The organism is bacterium, assembly GCA_035380285.1.
Lineage (GTDB): Bacteria > Auribacterota > Erginobacteria > Erginobacterales > DAOSXE01 > DAOSXE01.
Genome location: DAOSXE010000009.1, coordinates 87,019 through 105,602 on the forward strand (window position 1 = coordinate 87,019; position 18,584 = coordinate 105,602).

Consider the following 18,584-nt stretch of genomic DNA (forward strand, 5'->3'; position numbering starts at 1 on the left):
CGCGACGCCCATTCGGGTTAACATAACGAAACGTTATGTTAACTACGCCTCCCTCACTCGCCCCTCGCGCGTGCCGGTGGCCCGCGTCCACACGCCGCCTCCGCTCCGCGTCCCTCCCCCTTAAATCCCCCCGCCCGCCTCGGTCCAGCTTCGCCGGCCCGAGCCATCCCCCTAAAAAACAAGGCGCCCCACCCCGGCAGGGTGAAGCGCCGTAAATAAATCGGTTAAAGCGGAGTGGAAGCGGAGAGGGTACGAAGAGGGGCGTTTATGGGGAAAAGAAAACCCCCACACCGCCATAAGGCGATGCGGGGGTATCTTCCGGAGCCACCGGAGCCGCTTAGCTTCCGCTGGGCGGCATAAAAGGCGGATCAGGCGGCGTTCCAGCGTTGTCGATCAGATACTTCACATACAGTCCCAGGTAATAGTTGAACCCGGTCATGGGCTTACCCAGAGCCGTATTAGCCGCCTCCCAGGCATCTCTCGTCGCCTGGTCCTCCGCCTTATAAGCGGCCACCGCAGCGGAAAAGTATCCTCTGATCGTTTGCTGGGCGGTGGTATTAGGATTGGAGGGGATAACGTACTTCCGCGCGTAGTTAAGCCCCTTCCAGATCGAATAGACCAGCGCCTTCCCCAGCTTCCCCCTGGCGTCCAGGGAGAACAAAGGTCCGTGTAGTTTAGCCATTGTTCTGCTCCTTCTCGTTGTTGGTTGTGGTCTCGGCAGCCGGACCCGTATCCGGCTTACTCGGTTTGTCTTTATCGAAAATGGCCGTGATTACCCTGACCACGGCCTCAATAATCAGGGCGATCAGCCATTGGTAATCCTCAAGCCCCCCGCATTGTCTCTTCTCTCTCGGCATATCCATCCCCTTTGCTCCTAACTACTTGCGTCTTCACTAATAGTCATTTTCAAGGGTATTATCAGCGCAAACACCAAGCAAAGGAGAGGAAATGAGAACTAAGGAGGGAAGGTGCGATACACGGAGGGGTTCTTTTTATCTCATCTTTGATTTGAGTCAGATCAACTGAAAAAATATGGAGAAGTCCCTTGACATACTTCTTAATTAATACTAAATTGGTATCAATTAAGGTTCAAAACAAGGCGATAAATTGAAACTTCTGACCAAGAACACCGATTATGCGATCCGGGCTCTGATATTCCTGGCCCTGGCCGGGGGAGATTACGTCTCCTCCGGGGAGATTTCCCGTGAGGACAAGATTCCCCTCCAATTTTTAAGAAGGATTCTCCAGGAGTTGAGAAAGAGGGGCCTGGTGGATACCAGGGGTGGAGTTTCCGGAGGACACCGGTTGAAGGTGCCACCGGAGAAGATCAGGATCATCGGATTGATCGAGATCTTCCAGGGGGATATCCGGCTGGTGGATTGCATGTTCCGGAAACGGATCTGCCACAACCGGAACAAGTGTGTCCTCCGCAAGAAGCTCCTGGAGATCGAAAAGAAGGTCACCTCCGAGCTTGAAGAGCTGACTATCGGTTCCCTGGTGAAGGACATTGAAAAGCAGGAGGTAAAATCCGTATGACTGTGCCTGAAATACTGAAAGATTCTCGGAGAGGAGAATCATGACCATTTTCAAGTGCCCCGGCTCGGCACCCATCAAGAACCCGCAACCCGATGAGATCATCTGTCCGACCTGCGGGGAGGAGACGGAGATTTGGAGCGATGAGGAAGAAGCCGTCTGCCCCTCCTGCGGGCGGACGGTCTACCGGGAGTTAGGCCCTTCGTGCCTGAAGTGGTGCGCCTCGGCCCGGGAATGCCTCGGACCGGCGAAGTACGACCGCCTTAAGGGAAGGAGGAACCAATGAGGAAAATGCTTGTTTTTATATTAGTATTTCTATGTAGCATGACGGGATACATAACGAATGGAGGAGCAGCGATGAATGTGTTGAAAGAAGCGCCGTACCAAGATAAGGGGATGGGGAAGAAGAAGCTGGTAGATGAAAAGTACCTGCTGATGATGCAGGCGGCTTTGAAACCCGGCCAGGAAGTTCCCCAACATACCGCGAACTCGAATGTTCATATCGTGGTTATCAAAGGAAAGGTGGTTATTAATTTGGCCGGAGAGAAAATCACAGCCGAAGAAGGCGACCTTATCCCCGTTGCTTTCGGGACGCCTATGAACATCAAAAACCTTTCGGATGAGAACGCGACGTTCCTGATCCTCAAGACACCGAACCCCAGCGAGATGACTGGGGCTGAGTGATCAGGCTAATTCAGATTAACGGAAAAAGAGAAGCAGGATAAAAGCAAGAATAACCAAGGAGGGAAACCATGTTTTGTTTTCAATGTCAGGAAACGGCTAAAAACACCGGTTGCACCATTAAAGGCGTGTGCGGCAAGCCCGAGGAGACCGCCGATCTTCAGGATTTGCTCATTTACATTTGCAAGGGCATCGCGGTTTACGGGGAAAAGTTGAAGGAAAAGGGCACGGTGGACAGAGACGCCGGCCGCTTCATATGCGAAGCCCTTTTCACCACCATTACCAACGTGGCCTGGGACGATGACGTGATCATCGACCGGATCAAGGAAGCCCTGAAGGTCCGGGACGCACTCAAAGAAAAGGTCGATTCCGATATATCCGGCGAGCTTCCGGATTGCGCCACCTGGGCTTCGGACGACAGGGAAGAGATCGTGGCCAAAGCCATGTCCGATGAGGTTCGCATCACGGCCACAGAAAACGAGGATGTGCGTTCCCTGAGATGGATGCTGATCATCGGCATCAAGGGAATCGCCGCTTATGCCGACCATGCCGCGGTTCTCGGTCATGAAAAGGATGAAATCTATGGCTTTCTCATGGAGGCCCTGGCTTCCACCACCAGAGAGCTTTCAACGGATGAGATGGTCGGTATGGTCATGAAGGCCGGGGAGACCGCCGTAAACACCATGGCCCTGCTGGACGAGGCCAATACAAAAGCCTACGGCAATCCTGAGATCACCGAGGTGAATATCGGCGTGGGGAAAAATCCCGGCATCCTGATTTCCGGTCACGACCTGAAAGACATGGAGGAGCTGCTGAAACAGACCGAAGGAACAGGCGTGGATGTATATACCCACGGCGAGATGCTGCCGGCCAATTACTATCCGGCTTTCAAAAAATACGACCATTTTGTCGGCAACTACGGCGGGTCGTGGTGGCATCAGAATAAAGAGTTTGAATCTTTCAACGGCCCCATCGTCCTCACCACCAACTGCTTGATTCCGATAAAAAAGGATAACACCTATCTGGACAGGCTGTTTACCACTGGCGTGGTCAACTATCCGGGTGCCAAGCACATCCCGAACAGGCCGGAAGGCGGCACCAAGGATTTTTCCGCGGTTGTGGAACTGGCCAAGAAATGCGCGCCGCCGGAAGAGATCGAGTCAGGAAAAATCGTGGGGGGATTCGCACATAACCAGGTCCTGGCTCTGGCCGATAAGGTGATCGACGCTGTGAAATCGGGCGCCATCAAGCGCTTTATCGTCATGGCCGGGTGTGATGGTCGCCAGGGAGCCCGCAGTTACTTTACCGAGGTAGCCGAGAATCTTCCAAAAGACACGGTGATACTGACGGCCGGATGCGCCAAATACCGTTACAACAAACTGGACCTGGGTGACATCGGCGGTATCCCCCGCGTTCTGGATGCCGGCCAATGCAACGACTCCTACTCACTGGCGGTGATCGCCCTGAAGCTCAAGGAAGCGTTCGGCCTGAATGACATCAATGAATTGCCCGTCTCCTACGACATCGCCTGGTACGAGCAAAAGGCAGTGGCCGTGCTGCTGGCTCTGTTGTTCCTGGGCGTCAAGGGCATTCGCCTGGGGCCCACGCTGCCGGGTTTCCTCTCGCCCAGTGTGGCCAAAGTGCTGGTTGAGAAATTCGACATCAAGCCGATCGGCACCGTAGAGGAAGACATTGCTGCTATGATGGAAGGGAAATAACGTATTTCAACAATACGCTATAACAAAACAGGGTGACAGGAGAGACATGGAACTGCACATTCGTTGGCAACGCCTGGTAAATCGGCAGGGACAAACATGTGACCGTTGCGGAACGACCGAAACGGCGGTAGAAGACGCAGTTAAGAAACTCAGGCGTTCTTTGAAAGAGCTGGATATCGACGTCGTTCTGAAGAAAGAACCCCTTAGTGAATCCGCATTCCTTAAGGACCCGCTGGAGTCGAATCGTATCTGGATTGCAGGGGAAGCAATCGAAAAGTGGCTCTCAGCCACCAGCGGCCAAAGCAAGTGTTGTTCCACATGCGGAGAGTTGGACTGCCGAACTATAACGGTTGACGGTAAGACCTACGAGGCTGTTCCTGCCGAACTGATAGTCAAGGCAGGGTTGCTTGCCGGTGCTCAACTGATTCAAGGCGAATCCCGCGGGTCATGTTGTCCGTCTGCAGAGTCCCCAAAGCAAAGGCCTGGTTGCTGTCCGTCATCTTCTGAGCGTCAGAAATGACAAGAACCAACTGACAAAGGGGGTACACTCACCCGAAGACGACGAAGCGGATGACCAACGTTCGGCTGCCTTTATTCCTTCCGAGCTCCTACAATAAGCGATCTTAGCTTTCGTTCGGTTATCTTCCGGGAGGAGAGGGGATCGCCCATCTTAATTACTTCTGCCTGGATCTCCGGGGGCAGGTTCAGCAGCCGGAGATACTGGTTTACCCGAGCCCGGGAGACCCCGACTTTGCGGGCCAGGTCGGTTTGAGAGGCATATTCCCCGCTCCGGAGCATCACTTCCCACTCCCGGGCTATGAAAAGAGGGTTCCGGTAGGTCCGGGATGGTTTACATTTGGCCGCCTTTTCCCCTCTCAGATCGGGAGGAAACTCAAAGACGACCCGAAAAGTTCTGCCTATTGACTTGTCCGGGGAGCTCACAAAAAAAGGGGGGGCGTAACGCCCCCCCTTTTTTTGTGAGCTTTTTCTGTCTCGGGAAGCGAACGGACGTGAGTTCACCCCGAGCGTAGCAAAGAAAGTCCTACCTTTTCTGGGGAGGCGGTTTCCCGCCTCCCCTTTTTTGCCTAAACCCAGTTTAGATAAGCCTGGGAACCTAAGATTTTGCCGCTCGGGGCGCCCTTTTAAACCACTCAGGGCAACCCTGGTGGAGCCAGGGTATTGACTGCCTGCCGAAGGAAGAAATACAATCAGTTCCGACCACATAATTCGTTGGGGTACAGATATTACCGAGGGAGGTCTTGAGATGAAGATATTGGCGATGAGTTTGGTCACGCTATCCGGTTTAAGCTGTAGTCTGGTTTCCCGGGCGGCGGATTTCGATGGCGACTCCCGCGACGACGTGGCCGTGTTCCGCCCCGCTTCCGGACTCTGGGCGGTGCAGGGCGTAACCAGGGCTTACTTCGGCGGTTCCGGAGATGAGCCCCGTCCCGGAGACTACGACGGCGACGGTATCGCCGACATCGCCATTTTCCGCCCGGCGGTCGGATTATGGGCGGTTCGGGGGTTCACCCGAACCTATTTCGGGGGCTCTACCGACACTCCGTTGGCGGCTGGAGGGGGACAACGAACCTATGATTATGTGGTCAAACCCGGCGACGGGGTCGATTTGGTGGCGGCCCTGGAGAGCGATACTTACCGCAGTGTTTTTATCCCTGATGGCACCTATTCTGTCGGGACTCCCATCAATATAACAAACGTATGCAGAGTCGTGGGGGAAAGTGAAAAACATACCAAGATTGACTTTACGGATGATGCCTACCTATCAATCGAAGCCGATCGTTGCCAGGTAGAAAATCTATACCTCTATGACGGCGGCGATGCACAACACGGTTGCATTCATATTCCAGGGACAGATCACGTCACGATCACGAACTGTTACATAAGCGGGCCAGCAACTATGTATGGTCTCCGTTTCACCACCGGAACCGACTATCTCGCAGTAGCAAGCTGCTACGCATCAGTTTATGGAACAGGGTATTACGGAGAGGGATCAGGCAGTTGTACTTTCAGCGATTGCCAAGCCTACCATTGCCTTAGTTCCGGCTTTGCCGGCTGCTTTAAGCTCTCAGGCTGTGAAGCGGTCAGTTGCTCACCGGCAGGATTTACCATGTGCTTGGAACTCTCCAGTTGTACGGTGCTGGGTTCTGAAGGCGAGACAGACTACGGTTTTTCGGGATGCGAAAATCTCTCGTCCTGCATCGCAGTAGAAGTTGATTCGATGGCTTTTTCCAGTTGCTACATGATCAGTGCTTGCCGGGCCTATGGCTCAGGTATTTCCGATTACGGATTCCACTCATGCCAATACATATCTTCCTCTACTGCTACCAACTGCACCGTTTCTGCCTGGGAGAGCTGCTCTTATAAGGATAGTGATTCTTGTAACTAGCTACGAACTCGGCGCGGCGGGCTGCCTGATACCGTCCTACCGGCCAGCATCCTCCTCAACCCCCGCTCTGGTACCTTGAGGTCTCTCAGCACCACAGCATCTACAGCATTTCCCGGTAACAATAGGAGCAAGTGGCGGAGTTGGGGATCTGCAGGCTCTATTCCGTGAGCATCTGCCGCTCAGCGGGATTCGGATGATAGAGAGGCTAAAAGGCTGGTTCCCTCTCCCAGGGAGGGAGGGTAAGCCAAGTTCTCAATGAGTACACGAAGGGGAGCTAAAAAGGCCCATGGCAAATGCCATGGGCCTTCTCTCTGCCTAACTATGGTCGCGGGTAGCGCTGATCGACAGAAGTCGCATACCTGCCTCCGATCTCGTCAATCACCGGCAATAGTGCTTCCGTAGGCGGATTGGACTGCCTGTTCAAGCAAAGCGATTTCTGCCTCCGTAAGAAAATTGAAGTGACTCGTCCGTTTCCGGGCGGAGAGTCTTCCCTTGTTGTGTAGACAGAAGCGAATAAATAGATCGATTTGCCGGTCGGGCATATCCACGATCTCCTGGATGGCTTTCTTGGTCTGATCGTAATTAGCCAGAAATTCCAATTCACCGGCAAGTTCGGTTTCTATGGTCTGATCTATGAAGCGGAAAAGCGCCTCAGCCTGGTCCGTCATGTCGATATATCGGTACCAGATGACCGTATCGTTGTGAACGGTCATCCGCCCTTCTTCATCTAAAGAATATTTGACCAAAGGCATCAGCTGCCGGGAGAACGCTTCCAGAGAGGCATCGTAGTCGGCGGGGTTTTTCGACATGGACGCAGAAACGGGAAACATTACTCCTTCTGGAGTGAAGCCTCTTCGGGCAAGTATGTTGTGAATCAAAAACCGGTGGATACGGCCATTGCCATCCTCGAACGGGTGGAGAAAAACAAATCCATAAGCGACGGCAGCGGCGTGAATAACCGCTGGTATCCCCTGATCCTGCATCCGTTGGTGGGCATCGATCAGACCCGCCATCAGACCGGTGACGTCTTCGGGTTTTGGAGCAACAAAGTGGATTTTTTCCTGCTGCCAGGCTACCGTTTCCCCAACATAATTCTGGCTGGAGCGGTAATCGGTATCGCGGAACCGGGCATCGACTATGCGGTTTTGAACTTCAATCAAGCGGTCCTTTTGGCAGAAGTCATTCTGCCGAGCCATCTCCAGTATCCCTACGAAGCGCTCGGTCCGGGTGGAGGTAGGTTGGATATGTTCGATTTCGAAGGATGATTTCGTCTCCTTGGTATAAAGATATACAAGCGCCCTTTTTACCAATTCCGGAGAATAGCCGCTTATCACCTGCCGGCAACGCCGCGGCAAGTCGGCCTCTTCAAAAATGCCAAGGGCAGCGGTGCGCCGAATCATCGGGCAGAAGCGTCTATTACCTGGTAAGTTGTCGTTAATCCTCTGACGTCGAATCTGACGGACCGTAGTAGCTGTATAGTATTTATCTGCTTCAAGCAGATTGACGTAGTTACCTGTCGTAAGGTCGTCGAGCGGTAGTGTTTTACCCGTCAGGAATTCGTACAGGAACCATAGCCGCCGGGCATATTTGCCCGTTGGTTTGGAACGTATATATTCGAGGAGATCTTCCGGGCTTGCCTTATGAAACAATACTGCCAGGATCGCGAGGTTCGTCCCGTCATACTTCAGCGCGAATTCAAGATGGTCTCCCGGCGTATCCCCCGGCCAGTACTTGGACGGGTAAACCTCCTTGATAACATTTCCATCGAGGTCTATTCGATGAATTCCACTGGTGGTCACCTGTGATTTATGCCAGTTAGGAATCACATCAAGGCCGTAGCGCTCGATCAGTGCCGCATAACCCGCAGGCATGACTTTCGAATTATTCTGTTTGGGTTCAGCCATTGCTTCCTCCGGAAAAACGATTATGATACCAGAATTATCGTTACAAAGGAGCTGAAGTCAAGAAAAATAATTACATTTGCGGACACGGCGTTGGTGGGGGGGGAAATAGTTACATAAGTGGCAATATAATTATATATTTCCTTATGGCGAGAAATATTATTACAAATTGCTATCCTCTTCTGTCCTTTCCCGGGTTGGGAACCTTAAAGGCAGTCCGAAAGTTGTATAGCTCCGGAACCGGGACAAATTTTCATAGCCGGAGTTAGAGAATTTTCCTGAGCTTGATCACTTGCCTGTCCTCCAAGAGAGTAACTATCGACCTCCGTTGCCGCTCGGTGACTTTCCGAGAATAGAACGGATCACCGAGGGAGGACAGGCCCTCCCGAACCTCCGGACAGAGCCGGAGAAGACCCAGTATCCGGGAAACCCTGGCTGGCGAAACCCTGATTGCCTTGGCAAAGGCGCCCTGGGACCGGAAATTGCCCTTTTTCATCACCTCCGCCCACTCCCGGGCCAGGAAGATCGGGTTCCGGTAGGTCCGAATCGGCTTTATCCTCCCCATCCGCCGGCGGGCCGCCTCGAAGATGTAGTCAAAAACAATCCCAGATGAGAGTTAGTTCCGCCATCGGACTGGGGAGCTCACCTTTTCTGGGGAGGCGGTTTTCCGCCTCCCTTTTTTGCCTAAACCCAGTTTAGATAAGCCTGGGAACCTAAGATTTTGCCGCTCGGGGCACCCTTTTAAGCCACGTAGGATAACCCTGGTGGGGCCAGGGTATTGACTGCCTTGCGAAGGAAGGAATACAATCAGTTCCGACCACATAGTTCGTTGGGATACAGATATTACCGAGGGAGGTCTTGAGATGAAGATATTGGCGATGAGCTTGGTCACGCTTGCCGGTTTAAGCGGTAGTCTGGTTTCCCGGGCGGCTGATTTCGACGGGGACTCACGTGACGACGTGGCGGTCTTCCGGCCTTCGACGGGTTTGTGGGCCGTCAGGGGTGTAACCCGTGCCTACTTCGGCGGGACAGGGGACGAAGCCCGGCCCGGAGACTTCAACGGCGACGGGATCGCCGACATCGCCATTTACCGGGGGACCACCGGCCTCTGGGCGGTACGGGGGGTGACTCGAACCTACTTCGGGTCCTCATCCGATACTGCGATTCAAGGTGGCGGCGGCCAGCGGACCTACGACTACGTGGTCAAGCCCAACGACGGGGACGACCTCAAGGCGGCCCTGGAGAGCGAGACTTACAACAGCGTCTACATCCCCGCCGGGTATTACTCCGTCGGCTCCGATATTACCGTGGATAACGTCCAGATGATCTCGGGCGCGGGCACGCCGCTGATCGGAAATTCAACCGGGACGACAATCAACCTGGGAACAAATTGCAACCTCATCCTGACTACCTCCGGCGGGGTAACCGTGGAAAACCTGATGGTCCAAAACGGTGGCGGAACATACGGCCAGATCTACGTCACTACTAACGCCGATTATTCCCGCCTGATCAACGTCCACGCCGTCGGCAGCGACCACTACGCTTTCAACGCGGCGGCGGGCGCCGACTATGTCACCCTCATCAGCTGCATGGCGTTTACGTCCGACTCCTACGGCTTTTATGGGTTCGTCGACCACTGCGCCATGACCAACTGCCGGACAAAAAACTGTGATGCAACGGCGTTCTATAACTGCGACAACCTCTCGGGGTGCATCGCGGACGGAGGGGAATCTTCAATCAACGGATTCTACTCCTGCGAGAGGCTGTCCTCCTGCCTGGCTACCGGCTGTACCAATCACGGATTCACCACTTGCGATATGCTCAGCGCCTGCGAAGGGGAAAACAACTCCAACTACGGGTTCTACAACTGCAGCCGACTCAGCGCCTGCAAGGCCATGAGCAACGATACCTATGGCTTCGGAAGCTGCAACTACCTCAGCGCCTGCTACGCGTTCGACAACGGGACCGATAACTGGTACAACTGCAACTACATCGCTGCCTCCAACAACTGATGTGACGGAGTCGGCGGGTCTCGGTAAGTCCCATTTCAGGAAGACTGTGGATCTGCCGGTTTCCAGTTAATCTCAGTCAACGAAAACCAAGGAAGGGCGGCCCTCCGATTTCGGGGGGCCGCCCTTTCTATTTTATCTGAGATGAGGAGAGCAATTTCCGCAAGCTTCTCTCCGTGATCCGGTGGGGAGTGTAAAGCGCTCCCATCTGGACCACGGATTTCCGGATCTCAGGAGGGAGCTTCCACCGCCGGAGGTGCTGCTGATTCGAGCGGGGACGGCATTGAGAACATTCGCCGACTCGGTCTGATTTCGGTATTTCCCGGTGCCTAAATCCTCCCTGTATTCCCACGAGACCAGAATGGGGTCGATGGAGGATTTGATTGGTTTCTCCATGGATGCCAAAGAGATACGACGCTTACCCAAGACAGGGCGGCGTTGACGGCAAAGAGGACGGCTTGAACTCGCCGCTCCCTAGAAGCGTAGTACAGAGCAGAGACCGGTCAAGCTTTGGGCGCAGCCCCATAAGGAGGCGGAAGATGAAAATTGTTAAAGTCGGGTTGACGGCGGCATTGCTATGCCTGGCCGGGCCGACGGTATCCCGCTCGGAGACGGCCGGGAAACCGGTGACCACGGAAACGAGGGAAGTACCCGATATCACGGAGAGGAAGACAACCGGAGCCGACAGGGCCGTCGAAATCGAAACGATCGCCCGGGAGAACGGCGTCACGCTCAGCGAGTTGAACATCGAATATGATCGGAGCAGCACGGGGCCGGTCGTGGTAATCACGGTCCGGGGAACGGCTTCAAGCATGCCGGCTTTGACGAATTTCCGCGAGGAGTTGACGGCGATCAAGGGGATCGCGCTTCGCAACCATACGTTCAAACAACTGGCCGAGGGCGAGTTCGGCTGTTTTCTTATGGCCGAATTTGCGGGGGAAGCACCCAATTCGGCGGAGATGAAGGCATCCGGATCCGACAGGGCCGTCGAAATCGAAACGATCGCCCGGGAGAACGGCGTCACGCTCAGCAAGTTGAACATCGAGTACAGGCAGAACGGCCATTTTTCTCTTCGGAGCATCACGGGGCCGGTCGTGGTAATCACGGTCCAGGGAACGGCTTCAAGCATGCCGGCTTTGACGAATTTCCGCGAGGAGTTGACGGCGATCAAGGGGCTCGCGCTTCGCAACCATACGTTCAAACAACTGGCCGATGGTGAGTTCGGCTGTTTTCTTATTGCCGTAGCTGCGTTGTAGCGATAACTCCGGGCATACACTAATAGACCGGTTGCCCGCGCCCGCAACCTGTGTCCCGTGATCCGGGAGGGAAGGACGGCTCCCCCATCCAGACCTACCCGGATACTACCCCGCATTTAGTGCTGGAGCAGGTCCGGGGCGCCTAAAAGGCATAATTGACCCCCAGGGCAACCGCGGTGCGGGTGATGAAATCGCCCTGGAGGGTCACGCCGCAACCGCCGGCCGGCCGCCAGCCCAAGCCCACGACGGCGTTGAGGCCGTCATCGCTGTTCATGGCGCCAAAGTCGATATGGTCGGCATAGGGGGTGCCCAAGTTGGCACGGCCGGCGATGGTCAGTTCGGCATACTCATAGCCCAGTCCCGCATAGGGAATCACCGGTCCCAGCTTCTGGTAAACGACGGCCGCCACGTCCGCCTGCCAGTAATCGGCTTTGAAGTCGTTACGCGAGACGCCGGGCCCCGGATATTCCATGTCGCCGGTCTCACGGTCGTCGTAGCGCTGGTACCGAGCGGCCAGCACTAGGCCCAGGCCCTCCCGGGACTCGAACACGCGGAGCTTGGCCCCCAATCCCCACGCAAAAACGCTCTTAAGATCAAATTCGTTGGACCACCAGGTGCCGCCGTCCGCCTCCCAGTCGCTGAAGTGGAATGTGCCGCCGTCTTTGAGGCCCAACTCGGCGTAAACGCCGAATCGATCGCTCACGCCATAGGCGAGGCCGACCATGAAGGACCGGTCGTCCGTGACCTTGATGTCCTTGGCCGCCACGAGGTAGCTCTCCTCTCCCCGGGTGATCCTCGCCTCGACGTCTTCAAAGTATTGCGAGCAGGTCCACGCGCCCTGCAAGCCGACCTGGAACTGCCCCGGCCTGGGCATGGTGCCGGGATCGCACGTCATGTCCGCCCCGGCGCCCCCCACCCTCAGGAAGAGCCACGTTGAAATCGCCGACACGATTAACTTTTTCATGTACGCCATCTTCCCAGTAGGAGTTTAACCGCTCTATCCCCGACCTGCCTCCTGAAAACCGAGCCATACCTGCGGGGTTTGCTCTTCCGGGATGTAGCGATACCCGGGATCAGGCCTTGACGGAATAGGCACGCATGCTAGTATATAGATAAATTTCGATATATATCAATCCGCTATGAGAAAACTGGAGAAAACATTCAAGGCCCTCTCCGACCGCAACCGCATCCGGATTCTGAAGATGCTGGAGGTGAAACCGATGTGCGTCTGCGAGGTGACCAGCATCCTGGGCATCGCTCAATCGAGCGTCTCGCGACACCTGGGCATTCTGAGAGATGCGGGGTTCGTCAACGACGAAAAAGACGGCTTGTGGGTCATTTATTCGCTGGCGACGAGCACGGACGACGTCATCGCGACGATAATGACGGGGCTGCGGCGGTGGGGGAAAGAGGATGCGCGGATAATCGAGGATAAAAAGGAAGCCCGGGCGGTCAGCCGGGATGAGATTCGTGCCGGAGCATGAGGGCTAAAATTTTTTAGCCCCATATATAGACATATGAAGATATAAGGATTCAAGGAGACGTACCGTGAAACAGGTCGCGACATTCGTGATAATGCTGGCAATCTTTCTGCTGGCCTACTTCCTGCCCTTTTCCGGCCTGTCTTTCGATGGTCCGATCAAGGAAGCGCTGCTGATGCTCCAGGAGTACGCCCGCCAGCACGTCCTTCTCTGCCTGGTGCCCGCCTTCTTCATCGCCGGGGGAATTTCGGTCTTCGTCGACCAGCAGGCGGTGATCAAGTATTTCGGGGCGAAGGCGAACAAGGTTCTCGCCTACGGCGTGGCCTCGATCTCGGGGACGATCCTGGCCGTCTGTTCCTGCACGGTTCTGCCCCTTTTCTCCGGGATCTACCGGCGGGGCGCGGGGATCGGCCCGGCCACGGCCTTTCTCTACTCCGGCCCGGCCATCAACGTCCTGGCGATCATACTCACCGCCCGGGTACTGGGGATGGAACTGGGCATCGCCCGGGCGGTGGGGGCAGTAGTCTTCAGCGTGGTTATCGGGCTGGCGATGCACTTCATATTTATTAAAGAGGAGAGGAAGAAGGCGGCAAACGGAGCCGGCTTTGCCGAGGGAGAGGAAGCAGACGGGCGGCCGCTCTGGAAGAACGGGCTCTACTTCGCCTCGATGGTGGGGGTCCTGGTCTTCGCCAACTGGAGCGGGGCGGCGAGAGGCGAAGGCGGGATCTGGGACTTCATCTTCCGGATCAAGTGGGTTCTGACCGGGATCTTCCTCGCTTCCCTGATCTGGATGCTGATCGCCTGGTTCAAGCGGGAGGAGATCAAGAAGTGGACGGCCTCCGCCTGGACCTTTGCCAAGCAGATACTCCCGCTGCTTTTCATCGGGGTACTGGTAGCCGGCGCACTTCTCGGCCGGGCCGGCCACGAAGGGCTTATCCCCTCGGAATGGGTAGCCGGCCTGGTCGGAGGAAACTCCCTCTTCGCCAACTTTTTCGCTTCCCTGGCCGGGGCTTTGATGTACTTCGCCACGCTGACCGAGGTTCCCATCCTCCAGGGGCTGATCGGGGCCGGGATGGGAAAAGGCCCGGCACTGGCCCTGCTCCTGGCCGGCCCCGCGTTGAGCCTTCCCAACATGCTGGTGATCCGGAGCGTCATGGGGACGAAGAAGACGCTGGTATTCGTCGCCCTCGTCGTCGCCATGGCGATGGGGACGGGATATTTCTTCGGTACATTTTGGGGGTAATTATCTTTTCAAGACAAACAGAAGGAGGCTGCACATGAAGATTGAAGTTCTGGGAACGGGTTGTCCGAAGTGTCACAAGACCAAGGAGAACATCGAGGCGGCTCTCTCCGAGTCGGGACGGGAAGCCGAGGTTGTCGAGGTGAAGGACCTCAAAGCCATCGCCGCCCACGGGGTGATGCTCACGCCGGCGGTAGTGATCGACGGCGAGGTGAAGATGGCCGGAAAGGTGCCGAGCGTAGAGCAGATCAAAGCCCTGCTCGGGTGAGAATATGGGCGGATCGATGAAGTTCGGCGTTCCCATAGCGGTGCTTGTTATCGCGGGCGGTCTTATCCTGCTGAAGGAGAAAAACCGATCTTCACGGGTCGGGAGTTCGGTAGCCGCGACGGAATCGGTCGTTTCCCGGGGAACGGAAAGGACAGGCCCGCTTCCCAGGTTGATCGACCTCGGGGCCGACAAGTGTATCCCCTGCAAAAAGATGGCCCCGATACTCGAAGAGATCGGGAAGGAATATCGCGGAGTTCTTGAAGTCGAGTTCATCGACGTCTGGAAAAATAGGGGCGCGGGAGAAAAGTACGGCATCCGTCTCATCCCCACGCAGATTTTCTACGATTCGAGCGGGAAAGAGCTCACCCGTCACGAGGGTTTCATGGGCAAAGAGGAGATCCTGGGAACCTTCCGCCGCTTCGGGTCCGAGCTCGAAAAGTCCGGAGAGGACTTGAAAACGATGAGCGGGGCATTGGCCGCCTTATCCCGTGCCGTCGAGGGAACGCCCCTCCTTGCCCTGGGGGCTTCGTTGGTTTGGGGGGTGTTCAGTATCATCCTCAGTCCCTGCCATCTGGCGGGCATACCCCTCATCGTCGGGTTTATCGACGAGCAGGGCCGCATATCCCTGCGGCGGGCGTTTGTCCTCTCTCTGCTTTTCGCGGTCGGAATCCTTTCGAGCATCGGTATCGTCGGCGCGGTCACCGCGGGGGCAGGGAGGATGATCGGAGACGTTGGAAGGCACGGTAATTATCTTGTCGCGGTGATATTCCTCGTGATCGGCCTGCATCTCCTTGATTTCATCCCGATGCCCTGGTCGGGTCCGGGGAGAGTGGAGATGAAGAGGAAGGGACTTGCGGCCGCTTTTATTATCGGGCTCGCCTTCGGAATCGCCCTCGGGCCCTGCACCTTCGCCTATATGGCGCCCATGCTGGCCGTGACGTTCAAGCTGGCCGCGTCGAATCTTCTCTACGGCCTCTCTCTTCTGCTTGCGTACGGTATCGGTCACTGCTCGGTGATCGTCGCCGCCGGCACCTTCGCCGAGGGAGTGCAGCACTATTTGAATTGGAACGAGCGTTCCCGGGGGGCGCTCATAGTGAAAAAAGCCTGCGGTGTTCTGATCGTCTTAGGCGGTTTATATATGATTTACAGTGCGCGCTGACGGTGAATCAATATGGCGAATATAGTCAACCAGGGAGGTTGAAGACGCGATTTCTGGCCGAGTATTTTCCCGAGTTCGCCGGTACGTTCGACGAAATCGACAAGCTCTTCCCGGAAAAGCACACCGAAACAACGCGTTCAGGAATACCGATCCTCCCGAGCGCTCTTTTCCCTTTCATCTCCCCCCCGCCCGGCGGCTTTCTTCCCATCTCCCCTTCATATCGCCCGGGAGAAGGCACCGGCGAGCCCGGGGGCTCCTCCAGTTTTCCCTTGACAAATACCTTCACCGATACACTATCCTTGTTCAGCGCCGAAGGCGCGCCGCGGTCATGGTTCATCGGTCGGGAAAATACAACCTATTCACCCCGTCCCGCCCGGGATGCACTATCCGGCCGGGATTTTATCGGAAGCAGAGCGTAGCACTGCGGGAGGAGAAACGATGAGGAGATGGATCATCATCGGTCTTGGTACCGTCTTCGGATCGAACGTCCTCAACGCCGTTACGGCGGCGGATTTCGATGGCGACTCCCGCGACGACGTGGCCGTGTTCCGCCCCGCTTCCGGACTCTGGGCGGTGCAGGGCGTAACCAGGGCTTACTTCGGCGGTTCCGGAGATGAGCCCCGTCCCGGAGACTACGACGGCGACGGTATCGCCGACATCGCCATTTTCCGCCCGGCGGTCGGGTTGTGGGCGGTCCGGGGCGTCACCCGGACCTACTTCGGGGGCTCTACCGACACCCCGCTGGCGGGCGGAGGGGGGCAACGCCTCTACGATTACGTGGTCAAGCCCAACGACGGGGCCGATCTGGTGGCGGCCCTGGAAAGCGACACCTACCGCAGCGTCTTCATCCCCAGCGGGACTTACTCGGCCTCGACCGACATTACCATAGATGAGGTCAGGATCATCACCGGGGCGGGAAATGATTCCGGAGGCACGGTCATAAACCTTGCTTCGGGGGCCCATATTGTTCTGGATGCGGACCGTGTGACGATGGAGAACCTTCGCGTGCTCGACGGCGGGGATTTATCGGCCCAGATCGTTCTGATGGAAAACGCCGACGGTTGTCGGCTGAACAATATTATTTGTCTAGATAGCGCTCATAACGGTATTGCAGGCATGATGGACGGCCCCACTAATATTTGCCTCTATGCCTGCGAAGTCAAGGAAGCGGCGAATATCGGTTTCCGATATATCGACCAGCTGGTCAATTGCCTCGCCGAAAACTGCGAGGGAGGCGGTTACTATAATTGTGCTGCGCTTTCCGGGTGTATAGTGGAAGGCGAACTGGTAACTCCTGCTGGATTTGCTTATTGCTGGGAACTTTCAAACTGCTCGAGCAGAGACTGCGACGGAGAAGGATATGACCACTGCTCGCTGGTAACCGCCAGCGATGCCACAGATTGTAACGCTGGCTTCCGAGAGACTTATCGGATAAGCGCCTGCATGGCCAGCGGTAATACCGGCACCGGATTCGATAGCTGTTCCTTTATCAGTTCGTCATGCTCCACTTTGAACGGAACGTACGGGTTCTACAACTGTTCATACGTAAGTGCCTGTTACGCTTTAATGAATTCCACAGCGAACTGGAATTCCTGTACCCAAACCGCCGCGTGCAACGACGGTTCATGATCCGATCAAATCAGAGGGTCGAGCTGAAATATGTGAAAAGGGGACGTCCCCTCCAGGCCGCCCTATCATTTATGCATCTTCGCCGGCGGCGACGAGAAGCGAGGGGGACATAGAATTTTAATGGTTTCTCTGCGGGAACCAACGAGATGCGCTGCCGGCCGAGGTGTTGTGCGGTGAGAGGTGTCGGAAAATCCATTTCAAGGAAAATTCGTCCTGGTTGCCGGCCCCGAGTTTACCGAAGGGTTGCGCTCGGGGAGCTGGTTTGGTCATGAAACTGAACTTCCTCTGAAGGAGGTTCGGCCTGTCGTCTTTCCGGGGAGATGATATATTCAATAGAAACACCGGGGCGATCGACCCCGAGTCTCTTCAGACAGCACGGACCCAGGAGACGGGGAAATGAGAAAAGCAGCGATCAGCTCGGCCATCCTGCTCGGCCTGACCTGGACGGCGATCTCGCCGGCCGCCGACTTCAACGGAGACGGCTATGACGATATCGCCGTGTTTCGCCCCTCATCCGGCCTCTGGGCGGTACGGGGTTTCTCCAGATTCTATTTCGGTGCCTACGGAGACGTCGCCGCACCCGGCAATTATGCCGGGTCGGCCGCGGCCGAGGCGGCCGTATTCCGCCCCTCCAACGGCCTCTGGGCAATCCGGGGAAAGACCCGGATCTATTTCGGCCGGTATGACGATATACCGATAACCGGGGCGGGGAGTCCGCAATCAGCGATGACCACGGTGGATGTCATGGGGGGCACGTACACGCTCAATCCCCGGTACGCCTGTTACAGTATCGTGAACTGGGCTCTCTCGGATATAGAACTGTCTTTGGAAGACGGTTCCATCCCCGGCCAGATGCTGATCATCACCCTCGGGTCGAGTACGGATCGCACCATCATCGCCGACACCGGGAATGTACGACTCGCCGGTCAATGGGACGGCAAGTCCGGTGACACCATCACCCTGATCTGGGACGGCAGTTCCTGGCTGGAGACATCCCGGTCCGACAATTAGCTCGGAGCGCAACGGGCCAGCCGGGACGGGGCCGGCTCCCCAGCGAGTACAGAGAAACAGCCAGGGGCTGGAACACTCCCGAGTTCTTCCACGCTGGCGCCGCCGGCGCGGCCGCGGTACGTATTCCCCGGGTTTTTCTTGACAAATACCTTCGCCGATACACTATCCTTGTTCAGCGCCGAAGGCGCGCCGCGGCCGTGGTTCATCGGTCGGGAAAATACAACCTATTCACCCCGTCCCGGCCGGGATTTTATCGGAAGCAGAGCGTAGCACTGCGGGAGGAGAAACGAT

General features: G+C 56.2%; 20 protein-coding genes and 1 pseudogene. 15 read left to right on the forward strand and 6 right to left on the reverse strand.

Going from position 1 to position 18,584, the window contains the following annotated elements:
- Positions 1-337: 337 nt before the first annotated feature.
- Positions 338-682, reverse strand: a complete 345-nt coding sequence (locus PLZ73_04935) for a hypothetical protein (protein ID HOO77216.1) — start codon at positions 680-682, stop codon at positions 338-340.
- Entirely contained in the window at positions 675-863 is a 189-nt protein-coding gene (locus PLZ73_04940) for a hypothetical protein (protein HOO77217.1), read from the reverse strand. The genes PLZ73_04935 and PLZ73_04940 overlap by 8 nt, the downstream gene beginning before the upstream one ends.
- Positions 864-1,107: 244 nt before the next feature.
- Here PLZ73_04940 and PLZ73_04945 point away from each other — a divergent pair, with 244 nt between their 5' ends.
- From PLZ73_04945 to PLZ73_04970, 6 genes are all read left to right on the forward strand, one after another.
- A complete protein-coding gene (locus tag PLZ73_04945; protein ID HOO77218.1) occupies positions 1,108-1,536 on the forward strand; it encodes an Rrf2 family transcriptional regulator in 429 nt (142 codons plus the stop codon).
- A gap of 40 nt (positions 1,537-1,576) precedes the next feature.
- Complete coding sequence (locus tag PLZ73_04950; protein ID HOO77219.1) at positions 1,577-1,819, forward strand: hypothetical protein; 243 nt, start codon at positions 1,577-1,579, stop codon at positions 1,817-1,819.
- Positions 1,816-2,217 carry a cupin domain-containing protein gene (locus PLZ73_04955; GenBank protein HOO77220.1) on the forward strand — a complete coding sequence of 134 codons (402 nt, stop codon included), beginning with the start codon at positions 1,816-1,818 and terminating at the stop codon, positions 2,215-2,217. Before PLZ73_04950 ends, PLZ73_04955 begins: the two co-directional genes overlap by 4 nt.
- Positions 2,218-2,285: 68 nt before the next feature.
- On the forward strand, positions 2,286-3,932 hold the full coding sequence (gene hcp / locus PLZ73_04960) for a hydroxylamine reductase (GenBank protein HOO77221.1): 1,647 nt from the start codon (positions 2,286-2,288) through the stop codon (positions 3,930-3,932).
- 46 nt (positions 3,933-3,978) lie between these two features.
- Entirely contained in the window at positions 3,979-4,452 is a 474-nt protein-coding gene (locus tag PLZ73_04965; protein HOO77222.1) for a DUF2703 domain-containing protein, read from the forward strand.
- A 744-nt stretch (positions 4,453-5,196) separates the two neighbouring features.
- Positions 5,197-6,339 carry a hypothetical protein gene (locus PLZ73_04970; GenBank protein HOO77223.1) on the forward strand — a complete coding sequence of 381 codons (1,143 nt, stop codon included), beginning with the start codon at positions 5,197-5,199 and terminating at the stop codon, positions 6,337-6,339.
- A 374-nt stretch (positions 6,340-6,713) separates the two neighbouring features.
- On the opposite strand, the gene PLZ73_04975 is transcribed toward PLZ73_04970, so the two are convergent.
- Both PLZ73_04975 and PLZ73_04980 read right to left on the reverse strand, forming a co-directional pair.
- Positions 6,714-8,243, reverse strand: coding sequence for a Fic family protein (locus PLZ73_04975; GenBank protein HOO77224.1), 1,530 nt, complete (start codon positions 8,241-8,243; stop codon positions 6,714-6,716).
- A gap of 262 nt (positions 8,244-8,505) precedes the next feature.
- Complete coding sequence (locus PLZ73_04980; protein HOO77225.1) at positions 8,506-8,805, reverse strand: hypothetical protein; 300 nt, start codon at positions 8,803-8,805, stop codon at positions 8,506-8,508.
- Between the two features lie 298 nt (positions 8,806-9,103).
- Between PLZ73_04980 and PLZ73_04985 the strand changes: the two genes are divergently transcribed.
- Positions 9,104-10,252, forward strand: a complete 1,149-nt coding sequence (locus PLZ73_04985) for a VCBS repeat-containing protein (protein ID HOO77226.1) — start codon at positions 9,104-9,106, stop codon at positions 10,250-10,252.
- A gap of 536 nt (positions 10,253-10,788) precedes the next feature.
- On the forward strand, positions 10,789-11,505 hold the full coding sequence (locus PLZ73_04990) for a hypothetical protein (protein HOO77227.1): 717 nt from the start codon (positions 10,789-10,791) through the stop codon (positions 11,503-11,505).
- Positions 11,506-11,647: 142 nt separating this feature from the next.
- Here the strand turns inward: PLZ73_04990 and PLZ73_04995 are convergent, their stop codons facing one another.
- Complete coding sequence (locus PLZ73_04995; protein HOO77228.1) at positions 11,648-12,469, reverse strand: hypothetical protein; 822 nt, start codon at positions 12,467-12,469, stop codon at positions 11,648-11,650.
- 175 nt (positions 12,470-12,644) lie between these two features.
- Here PLZ73_04995 and PLZ73_05000 point away from each other — a divergent pair, with 175 nt between their 5' ends.
- The 5 genes and pseudogenes from PLZ73_05000 (at position 12,645) to PLZ73_05020 (ending at position 15,653) form a co-directional block, all read left to right on the forward strand.
- On the forward strand, positions 12,645-12,989 hold the full coding sequence (locus tag PLZ73_05000) for a metalloregulator ArsR/SmtB family transcription factor (GenBank protein HOO77229.1): 345 nt from the start codon (positions 12,645-12,647) through the stop codon (positions 12,987-12,989).
- A gap of 91 nt (positions 12,990-13,080) precedes the next feature.
- Entirely contained in the window at positions 13,081-14,229 is a 1,149-nt protein-coding gene (locus tag PLZ73_05005; GenBank protein ID HOO77230.1) for a permease, read from the forward strand.
- Positions 14,230-14,263: 34 nt separating this feature from the next.
- On the forward strand, positions 14,264-14,494 hold the full coding sequence (locus PLZ73_05010) for a thioredoxin family protein (protein ID HOO77231.1): 231 nt from the start codon (positions 14,264-14,266) through the stop codon (positions 14,492-14,494).
- A 16-nt stretch (positions 14,495-14,510) separates the two neighbouring features.
- Positions 14,511-14,885: pseudogene (locus tag PLZ73_05015) on the forward strand (thioredoxin domain-containing protein).
- Positions 14,886-14,954: 69 nt separating this feature from the next.
- A complete protein-coding gene (locus PLZ73_05020; GenBank protein HOO77232.1) occupies positions 14,955-15,653 on the forward strand; it encodes a cytochrome c biogenesis protein CcdA in 699 nt (232 codons plus the stop codon).
- Positions 15,654-15,678: 25 nt separating this feature from the next.
- Here the strand turns inward: PLZ73_05020 and PLZ73_05025 are convergent, their stop codons facing one another.
- Positions 15,679-15,939: a hypothetical protein gene (locus PLZ73_05025; protein HOO77233.1), complete on the reverse strand. Its 261-nt coding sequence runs from the start codon at positions 15,937-15,939 to the stop codon at positions 15,679-15,681.
- Between the two features lie 152 nt (positions 15,940-16,091).
- Between PLZ73_05025 and PLZ73_05030 the strand changes: the two genes are divergently transcribed.
- Positions 16,092-17,282 carry a VCBS repeat-containing protein gene (locus PLZ73_05030; protein HOO77234.1) on the forward strand — a complete coding sequence of 397 codons (1,191 nt, stop codon included), beginning with the start codon at positions 16,092-16,094 and terminating at the stop codon, positions 17,280-17,282.
- Between the two features lie 396 nt (positions 17,283-17,678).
- Positions 17,679-18,293 (forward strand): hypothetical protein, encoded by a 615-nt coding sequence (locus PLZ73_05035; GenBank protein ID HOO77235.1) that lies wholly within the window; start codon positions 17,679-17,681, stop codon positions 18,291-18,293.
- Positions 18,294-18,584: the final 291 nt, after the last annotated feature.